The following is a 15,937-nucleotide window of genomic DNA, read 5'->3' as shown; positions in this document are numbered from 1 at the left end:
GAACACGAAAGTTTCGACTTGTGAGTGACACACACCAGGGCGGGGCGGTCGCGACGAGCCCGCCTCCGTCCGTCGACGAGGGACTGTCCTCGGCCGCGCTGGCCGCGAAGTACGGCCTCTCGGTCAGTGGCGCCCGGCCCGGACTGTTCGAGTACGTCCGGGACCTGTGGAGCCGGCGCCACTTCATCCTGGCGTTCTCCTCGGCCAAGCTGACCGCCCAGTACAGCCAGGCGAAGCTGGGCCAGGTGTGGCAGGTGGCCACCCCGCTCCTCAACGCCCTGGTCTACTACCTGATCTTCGGGCTCATCCTGGGCGCCGGCCGCGGCATGACCAAGGACGTCTACATCCCGTTCCTGGTCACGGGCATCTTCGTGTTCACCTTCACCCAGAGCTCGGTCATGGCCGGCGTCCGGGCGATCTCGGGCAACCTGGGCCTCGTCCGGGCCCTGCACTTCCCCCGGGCCACCCTGCCCATCTCCTTCTCGCTCCAGCAGCTCCAGCAGCTGCTGTTCTCGATGATCGTGCTCGTCGCGGTCGCGATCGCCTTCGGCAGCTACCCGTCGCTCCGCTGGCTGCTGCTGGTCCCGGCGCTGTTCCTGCAGTTCGTGTTCAACACCGGCCTCGCCATGATCGTCGCGAGGATGGGCGCCAAGACCCCCGACCTCGCGCAGCTGATGCCGTTCATCATGCGCACCTGGATGTACGCCTCGGGCGTCATGTTCTCGATCTCCGCGATGCTGGCCGACAAGCCCGCGTGGATCGCCGACGTCCTCATGTACAACCCGGCGGCCGTCTACATGGACCTCATCCGCTACGCGCTGATCGACGGCTACGGAGCCGAGAACCTCCCGTCGCACGTCTGGATGACCGCCCTCGGCTGGGCCCTGGTCTTCGGCATCGGCGGCTTCGTCTACTTCTGGAAGGCCGAGGAGAGGTACGGCCGTGGCTGAACCGAACCAGTCCCACGTTCCCACCGTCATCTGCGACGACGTCCACATCGTCTACCGGGTGAACGCCGGCGGCGGCGGCAAGGGCAGCGCGACCGCGGCCCTCAGCCGGATCGTCGGCAAGGGCAAGGCCGAGGTCACCCGCGGCGTCCGCAAGGTCCACGCGGTCCGTGGCGTCACCTTCACCGCCTACCGCGGCGAGGCCATCGGCCTCATCGGCTCCAACGGCTCCGGCAAGTCCACCCTGCTGCGCGCCATCGCCGGACTGCTCCCCACCGAGAGCGGCAAGGTCTTCACCGACGGTCAGCCCTCGCTCCTGGGCGTCAACGCGGCCCTGATGAACGACCTCACCGGCGAGCGCAACGTGATCCTCGGCGGCCTCGCGATGGGCATGAGCCGCGAGGAGGTGCGCTCGCGCTACGACGGGATCGTCGACTTCTCCGGCATCAACGAGAAGGGCGACTTCATCAGCCTGCCCATGCGGACGTACTCCTCCGGCATGGGCGCCCGGCTCCGCTTCGCCATCGCGGCCGCCAAGAACCACGACGTCCTCCTCATCGACGAGGCGCTGGCGACCGGTGACCGCAAGTTCCAGATCCGCTCCGAGGAGCGCATCCGCGAGCTCCGCAAGGAGGCCGGCACGGTCTTCCTGGTGAGCCACAGCAACAAGTCCATCCGCGACACCTGCGACCGGGTGCTCTGGCTGGAGAAGGGGCAGCTCCTGATGGACGGCCCCACGGACGAGGTGCTCAAGGCGTACGAGCGTGAGACCGCCCGCTAGTCCCCGAGGCCGTGTGACGGGCCCCTGCCGGAGCATCCCGGCGGGGGCCCGTCCGTTTTCCGCGCGTCGCGCCCCCACCCGGAATGTTGATGCGGTCAACATCGGGCAGGATGAGCCCATGGCAGCGATCTCGGGGGGAAAGACCTACCACCACGGCGATCTGCGCAACGCGCTGATCTGCGCGGCCGTCGACCTCGCCACCGAGGGCGGTCCCGAACGGGTCGTCCTGCGCGAGGCGGCCCGCCGGGTCGGCGTCTCGCCCACCGCCGCCTACCGGCACTTCGACGGACGGGGCGAGCTGCTCCGCACCGTCAAGGCCCACGCGCAGCGGGCGCTCGCCGACTCCATGGAACGGGCCGCGGCCCGCGAACCCGGCGCCGACGACCCCGGCCTCGCGGCGGAACGCCGGCTCGCGGCCCTCTGCCGGGGGTACGTCGCCTTCGCGCTGGCCCAGCCCGGCCTCTACCGGGCCGCCTTCTGCGCGGCCCGTCAGGCCGGGGCGGACGGGCCGGTGGCGGAGTGCCGCGGACCCGAGCCCGAGGTCCGGGCGTTCACCCTGTTCGCGGAGGCCCTCGACGCGCTCGCCGGGGCCGGCGTCCCGCGCCGGGAGGTCCGCCCGGCCGCCGGAGCCGCCGCGTGGTCGGCTGTTCACGGTCTGTCACTTCTGCTGCTCGAAGGCCCGCTCCGCCGGCTTCCCGTCCCGCGCAGGAACGCCGTCGTCGAGACCGCCCTCGCCATGGTCGTCTCCGGCACGCGCGTCACGTGACGCCCGCCTGAGGGCGAACTCCCCTGCGGTTCGCGGCCGTTGACGACCCGTACGGGTGAGGTCCGGGGTGTCCGACACCCCGGAATGGCGACGGTCGTCGTACAACGTAAGCTGGACCGGTCTGATTCGCGGCAAGTAGGGCCATACCCCACCGCCATCGGGCCTCCGGGCGGCGGCTCTACGGGCAGGGGTCGGCGGCGTGTCCGAAATAGGATGGATTGGGTCGGCAGTGTAGAACGGGAGACGTGACGGCCATGACGCAGAATCTCCAGCTCCACGAGGGTGTCGCCGTCCCTCCGTCGGGCAGTGACCTGTGACGGACACCCGGCAGGCGCGCCCCGACGCCTCCTCGCGCGCCACACTCGGCAAGGCCGCGGACGAGAACTTCCCCGTGGCCCCCTTCTACCTGCCCCGCGCGTGGCGCGACGACCTCATGGCCGTCTACGGCTTCTCCCGGCTCGTCGACGACATCGGCGACGGCGACCTCGCCCCCGGCGGCGCCGACGCCCGCCACCTCGGCGTCGCCCCCGAGCAGGCGGAGGACCGCCTCGTCCTCCTCGACGCCTTCGAGGCCGACCTCCACCGCGTCTACGACTCCACCCCGCACCACCCCCTGCTGCGGGCGCTCCAGCCGACCGTCCGGCGGCGCGACCTGGCCCCCGAGCCCTTCCTCGGCCTGATCGAGGCCAACCGCCAGGACCAGCTCGTCCGCCGCTACGAGACCTACGACAACCTCCTGGCGTACTGCGAGCTCTCCGCCAACACCGTCGGCCGACTCGTCCTCGGGATCACCGGCACCGCCACCCCCGAGCGGATCCGGCGCTCCGACGAGATCTGCACCGCCCTCCAGATCGTCGAGCACCTCCAGGACGTGGCCGAGGACCTCGGCAACGACCGGATCTACCTGCCCGCCGAGGACCTCAAGCGCTTCCACGTCACCGAGGACGACCTCGCCCGGCCCACCGCCGGAGCCTCCGTGCGCGCCCTGATCGCCTTCGAGGCCGAGCGGGCCCGCGACCTGCTCCACGCGGGCATCCCCCTCGTCGGCAGCGTGCACGGGCGGCTGCGCCTCCTCCTCGCCGGATTCACCGGCGGCGGACTCGCGGCGCTCGACGCCGTCACCGACGCCGGATTCGACGTGCTGACCGGGCCGCCGAAGCCGACCAAGCCGAGCCTGATGCGCCAGGTGGGAGCGGTACTGCTCCGGGCGCGGAAAGAGGGGTGAGTGCGACCGTGGAGGGACAGCCCCAGCCGTCCGCACCGGTACTGGCCGCCTACAGCTACTGCGAGGCGGTCACCGGGCAGCAGGCCCGCAACTTCGCCTACGGGATCAGGCTGCTGCCGACCGAGAAGCGCCAGACGATGTCCGCGCTGTACGCCTTCTCCCGGCGGGTCGACGACATCGGCGACGGCACGCTCGCGCCCGAGGCCAAGCACGAGCGGCTCGAATCCACCCGGACCCTGCTCGACCGGGTCCGTGCCGGAGACGTCGACGAGTACGACACCGACCCGGTCGCGGTCGCCCTCGCCGACTCCGCCCGCCGCTTCCCGATCCCGCTCGGCGCCCTCGACGAGCTCATCGACGGCGTCCTCATGGACGTGCGCGGCGCGACCTACGAGACCTGGGACGACCTCAAGGTCTACTGCCGGTGCGTCGCCGGGGCGATCGGACGGATCTCCCTCGGCGTCTTCGGCACCCAGCCCGGTGCCCCCGGCGCCGACCGCGCCCCCGAGTACGCCGACACCCTCGGTCTCGCCCTCCAGCTCACCAACATCCTCCGGGACGTGCGCGAGGACGCCGGGAACGGGCGGACCTACCTGCCGGCCGACGACCTCGCCAAGTTCGGCTGCGGGGACGGCTTCGGCAGCCCCACCCCGCCCCCCGGCGCCGACTTCGCCGGGCTCGTCCACTTCGAAGTGCGGCGCGCCCGCGCCCTGTTCGCCGAGGGCTACCGGCTGCTGCCGCTGCTCGACCGGCGCAGCGGCGCCTGCGTCGCCGCCATGGCCGGCATCTACCGGCGCCTGCTCGACCGCATCGAGCGCGACCCCGAGGCCGTGCTCCGCGGCCGCGTCTCGCTGCCCGGCCGGGAGAAGGCGTACGTCGCGGTCCGCGGCCTCTCCGGCCTCGACACCCGCACCATCGCCCGGCGCACCGTCAGGAGGCGTGCCTGATGCACCCGTACGCCGCCCGCCGGGCAACCCGGGGGAGCGTTCCGGCGTCCCTGGACGGGGCGGCCGCGCCCGCGACCGCCCTGCCGCCGACGCCCCCGACCGCCCTGTCCGCGCCGAACCGGACCGTGCCGACCCGAACGGAGGCCGTGTGACGACCGACGGAACCGAGCGCGACGCCCGGCCGGGCACCGACGCGCCCGCCGGACCGGCCCCCGGCACCGGCCGCCCCGCGGACCCGTCCGGCGACGGCGCCGGCGGGGACGGGCGGAAGCACGCCGTCGTCGTCGGCGGCGGCCTCGCCGGGATCACCTCCGCGCTCCGACTCGCCGACGCGGGCGTCCGCGTCACCCTCCTCGAAGGGCGGCCCCGCCTCGGCGGCCTCGCCTTCTCCTTCCGCCGCGGCGAACTCACCGTCGACAACGGCCAGCACGTCTACCTGCGCTGCTGCACCGCCTACCGCTGGTTCCTCGACCGCGTCGACGGCGCCCGACTCGCCCCGCTCCAGGACCGCCTCGACGTGCCCGTCCTCGACGTGGCCCACCCCCGCGGCCCCCGCCTCGGCCGGATCCGCCGCGACGACCTCCCGGTCCCGCTGCACCTGGCGCGCAGCCTCGCGACCTACCCGCACCTCTCCCTCGCCGAGCGGGCCTCCGTGGGCCGGGCCGCGCTCGCCCTGAAGAAGCTCGACCCCGCCGACCCGGCCCTCGACGGCATCGACTTCGCCACCTGGCTCGGCCGGCACGGCCAGTCGCCCAGGACCGTCGAGGCCCTCTGGGACCTCGTCGGCATCCCCACCCTCAACGCCCCCGCTCCGCAGGCGTCCATGGGCCTCGCCGCGATGGTCTTCAAGACCGGACTCCTCTCCGAGCCCGGCGCCGCCGACATCGGCTGGGCCCACGTCCCGCTCGGCGAACTCCACGACACCCGGGCCGCGAAGGAGCTCGACGCCCTCGGCGTCCGCACCCTGCTGCGCACCAAGGCCGAGCGGATCTCCCGTACCGACGAAGGACGTTGGACCGTCGAGGTGTCCGGCGAGAGGCTCACCGCGGACGCGGTCGTCCTCGCCGTACCGCAGCAGGAGACGCACGGCCTGCTGCCCGAGGGAGCCCTCGACGACCCCGACCGGCTCCTCGACATCGGCACCGCGCCCATCCTCAACCTGCACGTCGTCTACGACCGCAAGGTCCTGAGGCGACCGTTCTTCACCACCCTCGGCTCCCCGGTGCAGTGGGTCTTCGACCGCACCGACTCCTCCGGACTGACCGGCGGCGGCCAGTACCTCGCCGTCTCCCAGTCCGCCGCCCAGGACGAGATCGACGAACCCGTCGCCGCCCTGCGCGCGCGGTACCTCCCCGAGCTGGAGCGGCTGCTGCCCGCCGCCCGCGGCGCCGGGATCCGCGACTTCTTCGTCACCAGGGAGCGGACGGCCACGTTCGACCCCGCCCCGGGCGTCGGCCGGCTCCGGCCCGGCGCCCGCACCAGGGCGCCGGGCCTGTACCTGGCCGGGGCCTGGACCGCCACCGGCTGGCCCGCGACCATGGAGGGTGCCGTCCGCAGTGGCTTCAGCGCCGCGGGCGCCGCGCTCTCCGCCTTCGGCCGCCGCCACGACCATCCGCTACAGGAGGCGGCATGAGTGTGAGTACCGGAACAAGAGGAGAGACCGTGCCGACTGTGCCGCCGGGTAATCTGGCCGTCGACACCGCGGACGTGTCCGCACTGCTGGAGCGGGGGCGGACGCTGTCCACCCCCGTACTGCGGGCGGCCGTCGACCGCCTCGCGTCGCCCATGGACACCGTGGCCGCCTACCACTTCGGCTGGATCGACGCCCAGGGCAACCCCGCCGACGGCGACGGTGGCAAGGCCGTCCGCCCGGCGCTCGCGCTGCTGTCGGCCGAGGCCGCGGGCGCCGCGCCCGAGGTCGGGGTCCCCGGCGCCGTCGCCGTGGAGCTCGTCCACAACTTCTCGCTGCTCCACGACGACCTGATGGACGGCGACGAGCAGCGCCGGCACCGCGACACCGTGTGGAAGGTGCACGGCCCCGCGCAGGCCATCCTCGTCGGCGACGCGCTGTTCGCCCTCGCCAACGAGATCCTGCTGGAGATCGGCACCGTGGAGGCCGGACGGGCGACCCGCCGGCTCACCACCGCCAGCCGCAAGCTCATCGACGGCCAGGCCCAGGACATCTCCTACGAGCACCGCGAGCGGGTCACCGTCGAGGAGTGCCTGGAGATGGAGGGCAACAAGACGGGCGCCCTGCTCGCCTGCGCCGTCTCCATCGGCGCCGTCCTCGGCGGCGCCGACGACCGCACCGCCGACAAGCTGGAGGAGTACGGCTACCACCTCGGCCTCGCCTTCCAGGCCGTCGACGACCTCCTGGGCATCTGGGGCGACCCGGAGGCCACCGGCAAGCAGACTTGGAGCGACCTGCGCCAGCGCAAGAAGTCCCTCCCGGTCGTCGCCGCGCTCGCCGCCGGCGGCGAGGCGTCGGAGCGGCTCGGCGAGCTCCTCGCCGCCGACGCCAAGTCCAACGAGTTCGACTCCTTCTCCGAGGAGGAGTTCGCCTTCCGGGCGGCCCTCATCGAGGAGGCCGGAGGACGCGAGTGGACCTCCCAGGAGGCCCGCCGCCAGCACGCCGTCGCGATCGCGGCCCTGGACGAGGTGGACATGCCCGCCCGCGTGCGGGCGCAGCTCGTCGCCCTGGCCGACTTCGTGGTCGTACGGAAGAGATGATCACCATCACCCTGATATGAGTTCGCGGTCGCCGGCCGGCGCCCACCCGGCGCCGGCCGACGGCAGACCCGTAGAAGCAGAGAAGGATCCGACTGCGCAAAGGGGAAGCCATGACAGCGACGACCGACGGAAACGCCGGGGCCGTGGGCCCCCGGGCGGCCTCGGCCAGCACCACGCACGACACCGACGCCGCCGCGTCGGACCTCGACGAGTCCGCCGCACGGGCCGCGGAACGGGCCGTCGAGCACCTGCTCGCCCTCCAGGACCCGGAGGGCTGGTGGAAGGGCGACCTGGAGACCAACGTCACCATGGACGCCGAGGACCTCCTCCTCCGCCAGTTCCTGGGCATCCTCGACGCCGAGACCGTCCGCGCCTCGGCCCTCCACATCCGCCGCGAGCAGCGCGACGACGGCGCCTGGGCCACCTTCTACGGCGGACCCGGCGAGCTCTCCGCCACCGTCGAGGCGTATGTCGCCCTCCGCCTCGCCGGGGACCCGCCCGAGGCCCCGCACATGGCGCGCGCGGCCACCTGGGTCCGCGCCCGGGGCGGGATCGCCGCCGCCCGGGTCTTCACCCGGATCTGGCTGGCGCTCTTCGGCTGGTGGCGCTGGGAGGACCTGCCCCAGCTGCCCCCGGAGCTGCTCTTCCTGCCGAAGTGGTTCCCGCTCAACATCTACGACTTCGGCTGCTGGGCACGGCAGACGATCGTGCCGCTGACCATCGTCTCGGCGAAGCGGCCGGTCCGGCCCGCGCCCTTCCCGCTCGACGAGCTGCACACCGATCCGGCCCGCCCCAACCCGCCCCGGCCCCTCGCCCCCGCCACCGGCTGGGACGGGATCTTCCAGCGGCTCGACAAGGCCCTGCACGTCTACCACCGGCTCGCCCCCCGCGCCCTGCGCGGCACCGCGATGAACGTCGCCGCGCGGTGGATCGTCGAGCGCCAGGAGAACGACGGCTGCTGGGGCGGCATCCAGCCCCCGGCCGTCTACTCGGTCATCGCCCTCCACCTCCTCGGCTACGACCTGAAGCACCCGGTCATGCGGGCCGGCCTGGAGTCGCTCGACCGGTTCGCGGTCCGGCGCGAGGACGGCTCGCGCATGATCGAGGCGTGCCAGTCGCCCGTCTGGGACACCTGCCTCGCCACCATCGCGCTCGCCGACGCAGGGGTCCGCCCCGACCACCCGGCCCTGGTGAAGGCCGTCGACTGGATGCTGGACGAGGAGATCACCCGGACCGGGGACTGGGCCGTGCGCCGGCCCGGACTGCCCCCGGGCGGCTGGGCGTTCGAGTTCCACAACGACAACTACCCCGACATCGACGACACCGCCGAGGTGCTCCTCGCGCTGCGCCGGGTGCGCCACCCCGACCCCGCCCGGGTCGAGGCGGCCATCGCCCGCGGCGCGCGCTGGACGCTCGGCATGCAGTCGCGCGACGGCGGCTGGGGCGCCTTCGACGCCGACAACACCAGCGCGTTCCCGAACAAGCTGCCCTTCTGCGACTTCGGCGAGGTGATCGACCCGCCGTCCGCCGACGTCACCGCCCACGTGGTGGAGATGCTCGCCTACGAGGGCATGCTCCGGGACCCGCGGGCCCGCCGGGGCATCGAGTGGCTGCTCGCCGAACAGGAGCCGAACGGCGCCTGGTTCGGCCGCTGGGGCGTCAACCACGTCTACGGGACGGGGTCCGTGCTCCCCGCTCTCACCGCCGCGGGTCTCCCCGTCTCCCACCCGGCGGTCCGGCGGGCCGTCGGCTGGCTCGGCTCCGTCCAGAACGAGGACGGCGGCTGGGGCGAGGACCTCCGCTCCTACGAGGACGAGGGGTGGGTCGGGCGCGGCGCCTCCACCGCCTCCCAGACCGCGTGGGCGCTGATCGCCCTCCTCGCGGCCGGCGAGCGGGAGTCCGAGGCCGTCCGGCGCGGCGTCGCCTGGCTCACCGGGACCCAGCACGAGGACGGCTCCTGGGACGAGCCGTTCTTCACGGGCACCGGCTTCCCGTGGGACTTCTCCATCAACTACCACCTCTACCGGCAGGTCTTCCCGCTCACCGCGCTCGGGCGGTACGTGCACGGGGAGCCCGCACCCCACAAGGACCGCTGATGGGCCGCGAGCCGGGCCCCGAGGCCACTCCGCCGCTGCTGATCGTCTGCGCGCTCGGCATCGAGCGGTTCGCCCTGCGCGGCGGCGACCACGGCGGCGCCGCCGGCCCGGTCACCGTGGTGCGCACCGGCATGGGGCCGCACCGGGCCCGCCGGGCGGTCTCCCGGACCCTCGGCGAGGAGCGGTGGCGGGACGCCGCCGTCATCGCCTCCGGCTTCTGCGCCGGCCTGGCACCGGGTATGCACCCGGGCGACCTGGTCGTCGCGGACGAGACCCGGGGGGCCGACGGCGCCACCCTCTGCACCGGCACGGAGCTGCTGGTGAAGGCGCTGGCCAAGGCGGTCCCGGGGCGGGCCGTGCACACCGGGCCGCTCACCGGCTCCGACCACGTCGTGCGCGGCCCTGAGCGGATCGCGCTGCGGGCCGGCGGCGCGATCGCCGTCGACATGGAGTCCGCGGCGACCCTGCGCACGGCCCGGGCCGCCGACGCCCTCGGAGACGGTCCGGACGCCCGCCCGGTTGCGGCCGTCCGGGTGGTCGTGGACGCTCCAGAACATGAACTGGTCCGGATCGGCACGGTACGCGGGGGAATATCGGCCTTCCGCGTCCTTCGTGCCGTCCTTCCCGCATTCTTCGAATGGCACCGTTCTTTGCTGCTCCCCAGGAGGTGAGCGAGTTATGGCCATGCCGCTCCGTCAGTCCATCCGGGTCGGGACCTACCTCTTCGAACAGAAGCTCCGCAAGCGGGACAAGTTCCCGCTGATCGTCGAGCTGGAGCCGCTGTACGCCTGCAACCTCGCGTGCGAGGGCTGCGGCAAGATCCAGCACCCCGCGGGTGTCCTCAAGCAGCGCATGCCGGTCGCGCAGGCGGTCGGGGCCGTCCTGGAGTCCGGCGCCCCGATGGTGTCCATCGCGGGCGGCGAGCCCCTGATGCACCCTCAGATCCACGAGATCGTGCGCCAGTTGGTGGACCGGAGGAAGTACGTCTTCCTCTGCACCAACGCGGTGCTGCTGCGCAAGAAGCTGGAGAAGTTCACCCCGTCCCCGTACTTCGCCTTCGCCGTGCACATCGACGGCCTGCGCGAACGCCACGACGAGTCCGTGGCCAAGGAGGGGGTGTTCGACGAGGCGGTGGCGGCCATCAAGGAGGCCAAGCGGCGCGGCTTCCGGGTCACCACCAACTCGACCTTCTTCAACACCGACACCCCGCAGACGATCATCGAGGTGCTCAATTACCTCAACGACGACCTGCAGGTCGACGAAATGATGATCTCGCCCGCCTACGCGTACGAGAAGGCCCCCGACCAGGAGCATTTCCTCGGCGTCGAGCAGACCCGGGAACTCTTCAAGAAGGCGTTCGCCGGCGGAAACCGGCGCCGCTGGCGGCTCAACCACTCGCCCCTCTTCCTGGACTTCCTGGAAGGAAAGGCGGACTTCCCCTGCACCGCCTGGGCCATTCCCAACTACTCCCTCTTCGGGTGGCAGCGGCCCTGCTATCTGATGAGCGACGGATATGTGCCCACGTACCGCGAGCTCGTCGAGGACACCGACTGGGACAAGTACGGGCGCGGCAAGGACCCGCGCTGCGCCAACTGCATGGCGCACTGCGGGTACGAGCCCACCGCCGTCCTCGCCACCATGGGCTCCCTCAAGGAGTCCCTGCGCGCCGTCAGGGAGACCGTCTCCGGGAACAACGGGTGAGGACGGGGGAGCGATGAGCGGGGAGTTCGACCTGCGGGCGCTGCTCGCCGAGCGCGGCGGCGAGCGGTACGAGCTGCACGCCAGGTACCTCAACCACCAGCTGCCGCGGATGCTCCACACCATCGGCTTCGACAAGGTGTACGAGCGGGCGGAGGGCGCCCACTTCTGGGACGCCGACGGCGTCGATCACCTCGACATGCTCGCCGGCTTCGGCGTGATGGGCCTCGGACGACACCACCCCGTCGTCCGCAAGGCCCTCCACGACGTCCTGGACGCCCAGCTCGCCGACCTCACCCGCTTCGACTGCCAGCCGCTCCCCGGGCTGCTCGCCGAGCGGCTGCTCGCCCACAGCCCCCACCTCGACCGCGTCTTCTTCGGCAACAGCGGCACGGAGGCGGTGGAGACCGCGCTCAAGTTCGCCCGGTACGCCACCGGACGGCCCAGGGTCCTCTACTGCCACCACGCCTTCCACGGCCTCACCGCCGGCTCCCTCTCCGTCAACGGCGAGGACGGCTTCCGGGACGGCTTCGCCCCGCTGCTCCCCGACACGGCGATCGCGCTCGGCGACCTCGACGCCCTGGAGCGGGAGCTGCGCAAGGGGGACGTGGCCGCCTTCGTCGTCGAGCCCATCCAGGGAAAGGGGGTCCACGAGGCTCCGCCGGGGTTCCTGAGGTCCGCGCAGGAGCTGCTGCGCCGGCACGGCGCCCTGCTGATCGCGGACGAGGTGCAGACCGGCCTCGGCAGGACCGGCGACTTCTACGCCTACCAGCACGAGGAGGGCGTCGAACCGGACCTGGTCTGCGTCGCCAAGGCGCTCTCCGGCGGCTACGTGCCGGTCGGCGCCACGATCGGCAAGGACTGGATCTTCAAGAAGGTCTACTCGTCGATGGACCGGGTCCTGGTCCACTCGGCGAGCTTCGGGTCGAACGCCCAGGCCATGGCGGCCGGCCTCGCCGTCCTGTCGGTCATGGAGGAGGAGGGCACGGTCGCGCACGCCCGCCGGATCGGGGACCTGCTCTCCGGCCGGCTGAAGGAGCTCGTGCCCCGGTACGAGCTGCTGCACGAGATCCGCGGGCGCGGGCTGATGATCGGGATCGAGTTCGGCCGGCCGACCTCGCTGGGGCTGCGCGGCCGCTGGACGATGCTCCAGGCGGCCCGCAAGGGCCTCTTCGCCCAGATGGTCGTCGTCCCGCTGCTCCAGCGGCACCGGATCCTCACCCAGGTCTCCGGTGACCACCTGGAGGTGATCAAGCTGATCCCGCCGCTCGTCGTCGACGAGGCGGACGTAGACCGGTTCGTCACCGCCTTCACGGCGGTGATGGACGAGGCGCACGGCGGCGGTGGGCTCCTGTGGGACTTCGGCAGGACGCTGGTCAAGCAGGCGGTCGCGCAGCGCTGACCGGCGCCGTTCGCGGATGCCTTCCGAAGGGTTTTGCCTCTGGGGCAAGAAATTTGCCTCAGAGGCATAATCCTGGCGGAATGGAGTCATGGACCACGTCCCCGGGGAAGCCTCCCCGGACCCCGCCACCTCCGGCGCCCTGCCGGACGTCGCCCCGCAGCTGCGGGCCCTGCGCCGCCGCCGGGGGCTCACCCTGGAGGTCGCCGCCCAGCGGGCCGGCCTCTCGCCCGCCCACCTCTCGCGCCTGGAGACGGGGAACCGGCAGCCCTCGCTGCCGATGCTGCTGGCCCTCGCCCGTATCTACGGTACGACGGTCTCCGAGCTCCTGGGCGAGGCGCCCCCCGAGCGGGACCCCGTCGTCCGCGCCGGCCGCTCCGAGCCCGTCGAGGCCGGCGGCTGGATCTACCGCCAGGCCGGTGGTGCCGGACGCGCCCTCCAGTGCCTGCGCGTCCACGTGCCGCACGCCACCCGGGCCGACATCGTGCGCGTCCACCCCGGCGAGGAGTGGATCCACGTCCTGGAGGGCCGGGTCCGGCTCGCCCTGGGCGAGGCCGTGCACGTCCTCGACCCCGGGGACAGCGCCCACTTCGACTCGTTGACCCCGCACCGGATCGGCGCCGCCACCGCGGGCGGGGCCGAGCTGCTCTTCGTCCACACGCTGATGCAGAGTCCCGTCGCCGAGCTGTGCCTCGGCGACGGAACCCCGCACCTGCGCTGATCCCGCGCGATCCCGTCCGACAAGAAAGGACCGACATGTCCGAGAAGTCCGCACCGGTGACCGGCGAGGAGCGCGGGGAGGGCAAGTTCCCCAAGGGGCTCGTCCTCCGCCTTTTCGCCTACCTGGTCGCCGGCCACCTCTTCGCCGGCTTCCTCTACCTGCTCTTCATGCTGGGCGGGCAGAATCAGTAGGCCGGACTACGCCTCCGTGAGAAGTCGCTCCCGCAGGCGCTCGCGGGTCTCCGGGGAGAGCTTCAGCCCCTCGGCGAGGTAGGCGTCCACCGTGCCCCAGGTCTCCTCGATCGTCTCGAAGGCGGCCCGCAGGTACTCCACCCGCGCGTCGAAGAGCGGGCTCAGCAGCTCCATCACCTCGGGCGACATCGCGTCGGGGGCGGTGGAGCTGCGGCGCACCTTGTAGCGGCGGTGCGGGTCGTTCGACTTCACGTAGTCGGCCTCGATCGCCTCGCGCTCGACCCCGAGGGCGAGCAGCGTGATCGCGATGGAGAGGCCGGCGCGGTCCTTGCCCGCCGCGCAGTGCATCAGGGCGGGGACGCTCTCCTCGGCCATGGAGTGCAGGATCCGGCTGTGCTCCGACGTCCGCTCGACCACCATCTTCCGGTACGAGTCGGACATTCTGGCCGCCGCCTTGCCGTCGCCGAGGATCTCCCGCAGCTGCGCGATCTCGCCGTCGCGCACCAGCCTCCAGAACTCCTTGCCGTCGGCGGGGTCGTTGAGCGGTATGTTCACGTTCCGCACGCCGGGCAGTTCGACGTCCGCGCCCTCCACCCGCCGGTCGGCCTCGTTGCGGAAGTCGAAGACGGTGTGCAGTCCCAGCGTGGCGAGGAAGGCGGCGTCGCCCTCGGTCGCGTGGGCGAGGTGGCCGCTGCGGAAGAGGCGGCCGGCGCGCACGGCGCGCCCGTCCGTCGTCGGCAGGCCGCCCACGTCACGGAAGTTGCGGACCTCGGCCAGCTCGGGCTCGTTCGCTTCGGTGGGCGGGACCTGCGGCAGCTGCTGCGTCACGGATGCTCCTGGGTGTCGTCGTTCGGGTGCCCGACGCGAGATCGGTTCCAGGGGCAATCATCCAGCCGGCGCGCGGGCGGCGCACCCCCTCGGACGGGAATGGGTGATCTGTCCGAATTGGGGCGTAAGGGGTAACGCGCCCCGGTTGCAGGGGAGATGAGCTCCGGCGCGTGAGCAGGGTCATAAAGGTGACGGATCGTGGCCGACGGCCCGCCGCAATTGCCCTGCGTGAAAAGGGGATCGAGGGACCGTCATCCACACAGGGTGACCGGAATGCGAATCCGATCACGGGCCGTGGAATGCCCTCGGAAATCGTTGGCTTGTTCGCGCCGACCCCGCTCGTCTAGCGTCACCGTCAATCCGGTCGGACCGCCGAATCCTGCCACCGTCCGGAATTCCACTCACCCATGTGTGGCAGGAGCGGGGGACCCAGGTAGTACGCCGGTCCCGCGATGCAGGACGGCTTGGGGTGAAGCCGCGTGAGAACGCGGCCGGGCATCTCCAGTCCGAACCCGACAGCTCACCTCGCAGGCGCCGGAGAGGAATTCGCCATGCCCGCAAAGGGTAAGCACCGCCGTCCCAGGATCAACCCCCTCGCCCGTGGGCTCGCCGTCGCCGGCACCGGTGGCGCCGTCGTCGCGCTCCCCCTCCTCGGGGCGACCGGGGCCCACGCCGCCGAGCAGTCCGCGCCCGCCGCCGTCCCCGGCGCCGTCACCGCGGCCGCCCAGGTGAAGGCCCCCGCCGCCGTCCAGGCCGCGCCCGCCGCCAAGGCCGCGCCGAAGACGTACTCCGTCGTCCGCGGCGACTACCTGTCGAAGATCGCCGCCGACCACCACCTCGCCGGCGGCTGGAAGAAGCTGTACGCCGACAACCGCCAGGTCGTCGGCGAGGACCCCTCGCTGATCCTGCCGGGCATGAAGCTCACCCTCGGCGCCAAGGGCAACGCGCCGAAGGCCGCCGAGCCCAAGGCCGCCCCGAGCGCCAAGAGCTCGGAGAAGAACGGCGACGCCCCGCGCGCCTCCCGCAGCAGCCAGCGCTCCTCCGCCCCGGCCGCCGCGACCTCGGAGAGCTCCGCCCCCGCGTCGTCCTCGGGCTCCTCGACCTCCTCCTCCGGCTGGGTCACGCCCGTCGCCGGCGGCGGCTTCTCCACCCCGTACCGCGCCGCCGGCTCCATGTGGTCCTCCGGCTACCACACCGGTGTCGACTTCATCGCCTCCTCCGGCACCACCGTCCGCGCCGTCGGCGCCGGCACGGTCGTCTCCGCCGGCTGGAGCGGCGCCTACGGCAACGAGGTCGTCATCCAGCACGCCGACGGCAACTACTCGCAGTACGCGCACCTCTCCTCCCTCTCCGTCTCGGCCGGCCAGAGCGTCTCCGGCGGCCAGCAGATCGGCCTCTCCGGTTCCACCGGCAACTCCACCGGCCCGCACCTGCACTTCGAGATCCGCACCACGCCGAACTACGGCTCCGACGTCGACCCGCTGGCCTACCTCCGCCAGCACGGCGTCTCCGTCTGACGCGGACGCACCCCGGCGGCCCGGCACGTACGTCCCGAGGCCGCCATGCTCGGGGTCGGCCGGATCATCCCCAAGCCCTGGGTGCACCAGG

At 72.6% G+C, this 15,937-nt stretch carries 15 protein-coding genes and 1 riboswitch; of the genes, 14 read left to right on the top strand and 1 reads right to left on the bottom strand.

Annotated features, from left to right (window positions below):
- The first annotated feature begins 20 nt into the window (after positions 1 to 20).
- The 13 genes from AB0424_RS19300 to AB0424_RS19240 all read left to right on the top strand — a co-directional run bounded on the left by AB0424_RS19300 (position 21) and on the right by AB0424_RS19240 (position 13,501).
- Positions 21 to 950, top strand: coding sequence for an ABC transporter permease (locus AB0424_RS19300; RefSeq protein ID WP_366306927.1), 930 nt, complete (start codon positions 21 to 23; stop codon positions 948 to 950).
- The gene (locus AB0424_RS19295) at positions 943 to 1,728 is read left to right on the top strand and encodes an ABC transporter ATP-binding protein (RefSeq protein ID WP_366306925.1); all 786 of its coding nucleotides are present in this window, start codon (positions 943 to 945) and stop codon (positions 1,726 to 1,728) included. Before AB0424_RS19300 ends, AB0424_RS19295 begins: the two co-directional genes overlap by 8 nt.
- A 118-nt stretch (positions 1,729 to 1,846) precedes the next feature.
- Positions 1,847 to 2,494, top strand: a complete 648-nt coding sequence (locus AB0424_RS19290) for a TetR/AcrR family transcriptional regulator (protein ID WP_366306923.1) — start codon at positions 1,847 to 1,849, stop codon at positions 2,492 to 2,494.
- A gap of 313 nt (positions 2,495 to 2,807) precedes the next feature.
- The gene (gene hpnC / locus AB0424_RS19285; protein ID WP_366306922.1) at positions 2,808 to 3,719 is read left to right on the top strand and encodes a squalene synthase HpnC; all 912 of its coding nucleotides are present in this window, start codon (positions 2,808 to 2,810) and stop codon (positions 3,717 to 3,719) included.
- Complete coding sequence (gene hpnD / locus AB0424_RS19280; RefSeq protein WP_366306920.1) at positions 3,716 to 4,666, top strand: presqualene diphosphate synthase HpnD; 951 nt, start codon at positions 3,716 to 3,718, stop codon at positions 4,664 to 4,666. Before hpnC ends, hpnD begins: the two co-directional genes overlap by 4 nt.
- Positions 4,667 to 4,814: 148 nt before the next feature.
- A complete protein-coding gene (gene hpnE, locus AB0424_RS19275) occupies positions 4,815 to 6,299 on the top strand; it encodes a hydroxysqualene dehydroxylase HpnE (RefSeq protein ID WP_366306918.1) in 1,485 nt (494 codons plus the stop codon).
- Positions 6,296 to 7,396, top strand: a complete 1,101-nt coding sequence (locus AB0424_RS19270; protein ID WP_366306916.1) for a polyprenyl synthetase family protein — start codon at positions 6,296 to 6,298, stop codon at positions 7,394 to 7,396. The genes hpnE and AB0424_RS19270 overlap by 4 nt, the downstream gene beginning before the upstream one ends.
- A gap of 110 nt (positions 7,397 to 7,506) precedes the next feature.
- A complete protein-coding gene (shc, locus tag AB0424_RS19265; RefSeq protein WP_366306914.1) occupies positions 7,507 to 9,492 on the top strand; it encodes a squalene--hopene cyclase in 1,986 nt (661 codons plus the stop codon).
- Positions 9,492 to 10,163 (top strand): 1-hydroxy-2-methyl-2-butenyl 4-diphosphate reductase, encoded by a 672-nt coding sequence (locus AB0424_RS19260; RefSeq protein WP_366306912.1) that lies wholly within the window; start codon positions 9,492 to 9,494, stop codon positions 10,161 to 10,163. The genes shc and AB0424_RS19260 overlap by 1 nt, the downstream gene beginning before the upstream one ends.
- A gap of 7 nt (positions 10,164 to 10,170) precedes the next feature.
- Positions 10,171 to 11,193, top strand: a complete 1,023-nt coding sequence (gene hpnH, locus AB0424_RS19255; protein ID WP_366306910.1) for an adenosyl-hopene transferase HpnH — start codon at positions 10,171 to 10,173, stop codon at positions 11,191 to 11,193.
- Between the two features lie 13 nt (positions 11,194 to 11,206).
- Entirely contained in the window at positions 11,207 to 12,592 is a 1,386-nt protein-coding gene (locus tag AB0424_RS19250; RefSeq protein ID WP_366306908.1) for an aspartate aminotransferase family protein, read from the top strand.
- A gap of 88 nt (positions 12,593 to 12,680) precedes the next feature.
- On the top strand, positions 12,681 to 13,310 hold the full coding sequence (locus AB0424_RS19245; protein ID WP_366306906.1) for a helix-turn-helix domain-containing protein: 630 nt from the start codon (positions 12,681 to 12,683) through the stop codon (positions 13,308 to 13,310).
- A 35-nt stretch (positions 13,311 to 13,345) separates the two neighbouring features.
- The gene (locus AB0424_RS19240; RefSeq protein ID WP_366042521.1) at positions 13,346 to 13,501 is read left to right on the top strand and encodes a DUF6126 family protein; all 156 of its coding nucleotides are present in this window, start codon (positions 13,346 to 13,348) and stop codon (positions 13,499 to 13,501) included.
- 6 nt (positions 13,502 to 13,507) lie between these two features.
- Here the strand turns inward: AB0424_RS19240 and AB0424_RS19235 are convergent, their stop codons facing one another.
- Positions 13,508 to 14,329, bottom strand: a complete 822-nt coding sequence (locus tag AB0424_RS19235; RefSeq protein WP_366306904.1) for a tyrosine-protein phosphatase — start codon at positions 14,327 to 14,329, stop codon at positions 13,508 to 13,510.
- Between the two features lie 360 nt (positions 14,330 to 14,689).
- A riboswitch (cyclic di-AMP (ydaO/yuaA leader) is annotated at positions 14,690 to 14,876 on the top strand.
- 4 nt (positions 14,877 to 14,880) lie between these two features.
- On the opposite strand from AB0424_RS19235, the gene AB0424_RS19230 reads away from it, so the two are divergent.
- Entirely contained in the window at positions 14,881 to 15,846 is a 966-nt protein-coding gene (locus AB0424_RS19230; RefSeq protein ID WP_366306902.1) for a LysM peptidoglycan-binding domain-containing M23 family metallopeptidase, read from the top strand.
- The last annotated feature ends 91 nt before the right edge of the window (positions 15,847 to 15,937 follow it).

Origin of the sequence: Streptomyces sp. NPDC051180 (assembly GCF_040689545.1) — a bacterium.
GTDB lineage: Bacteria > Actinomycetota > Actinomycetes > Streptomycetales > Streptomycetaceae > Streptomyces.
The sequence above is the reverse complement of the archived record's forward strand: the minus strand, read 5'-3'. Positions and strand labels throughout refer to the sequence as shown.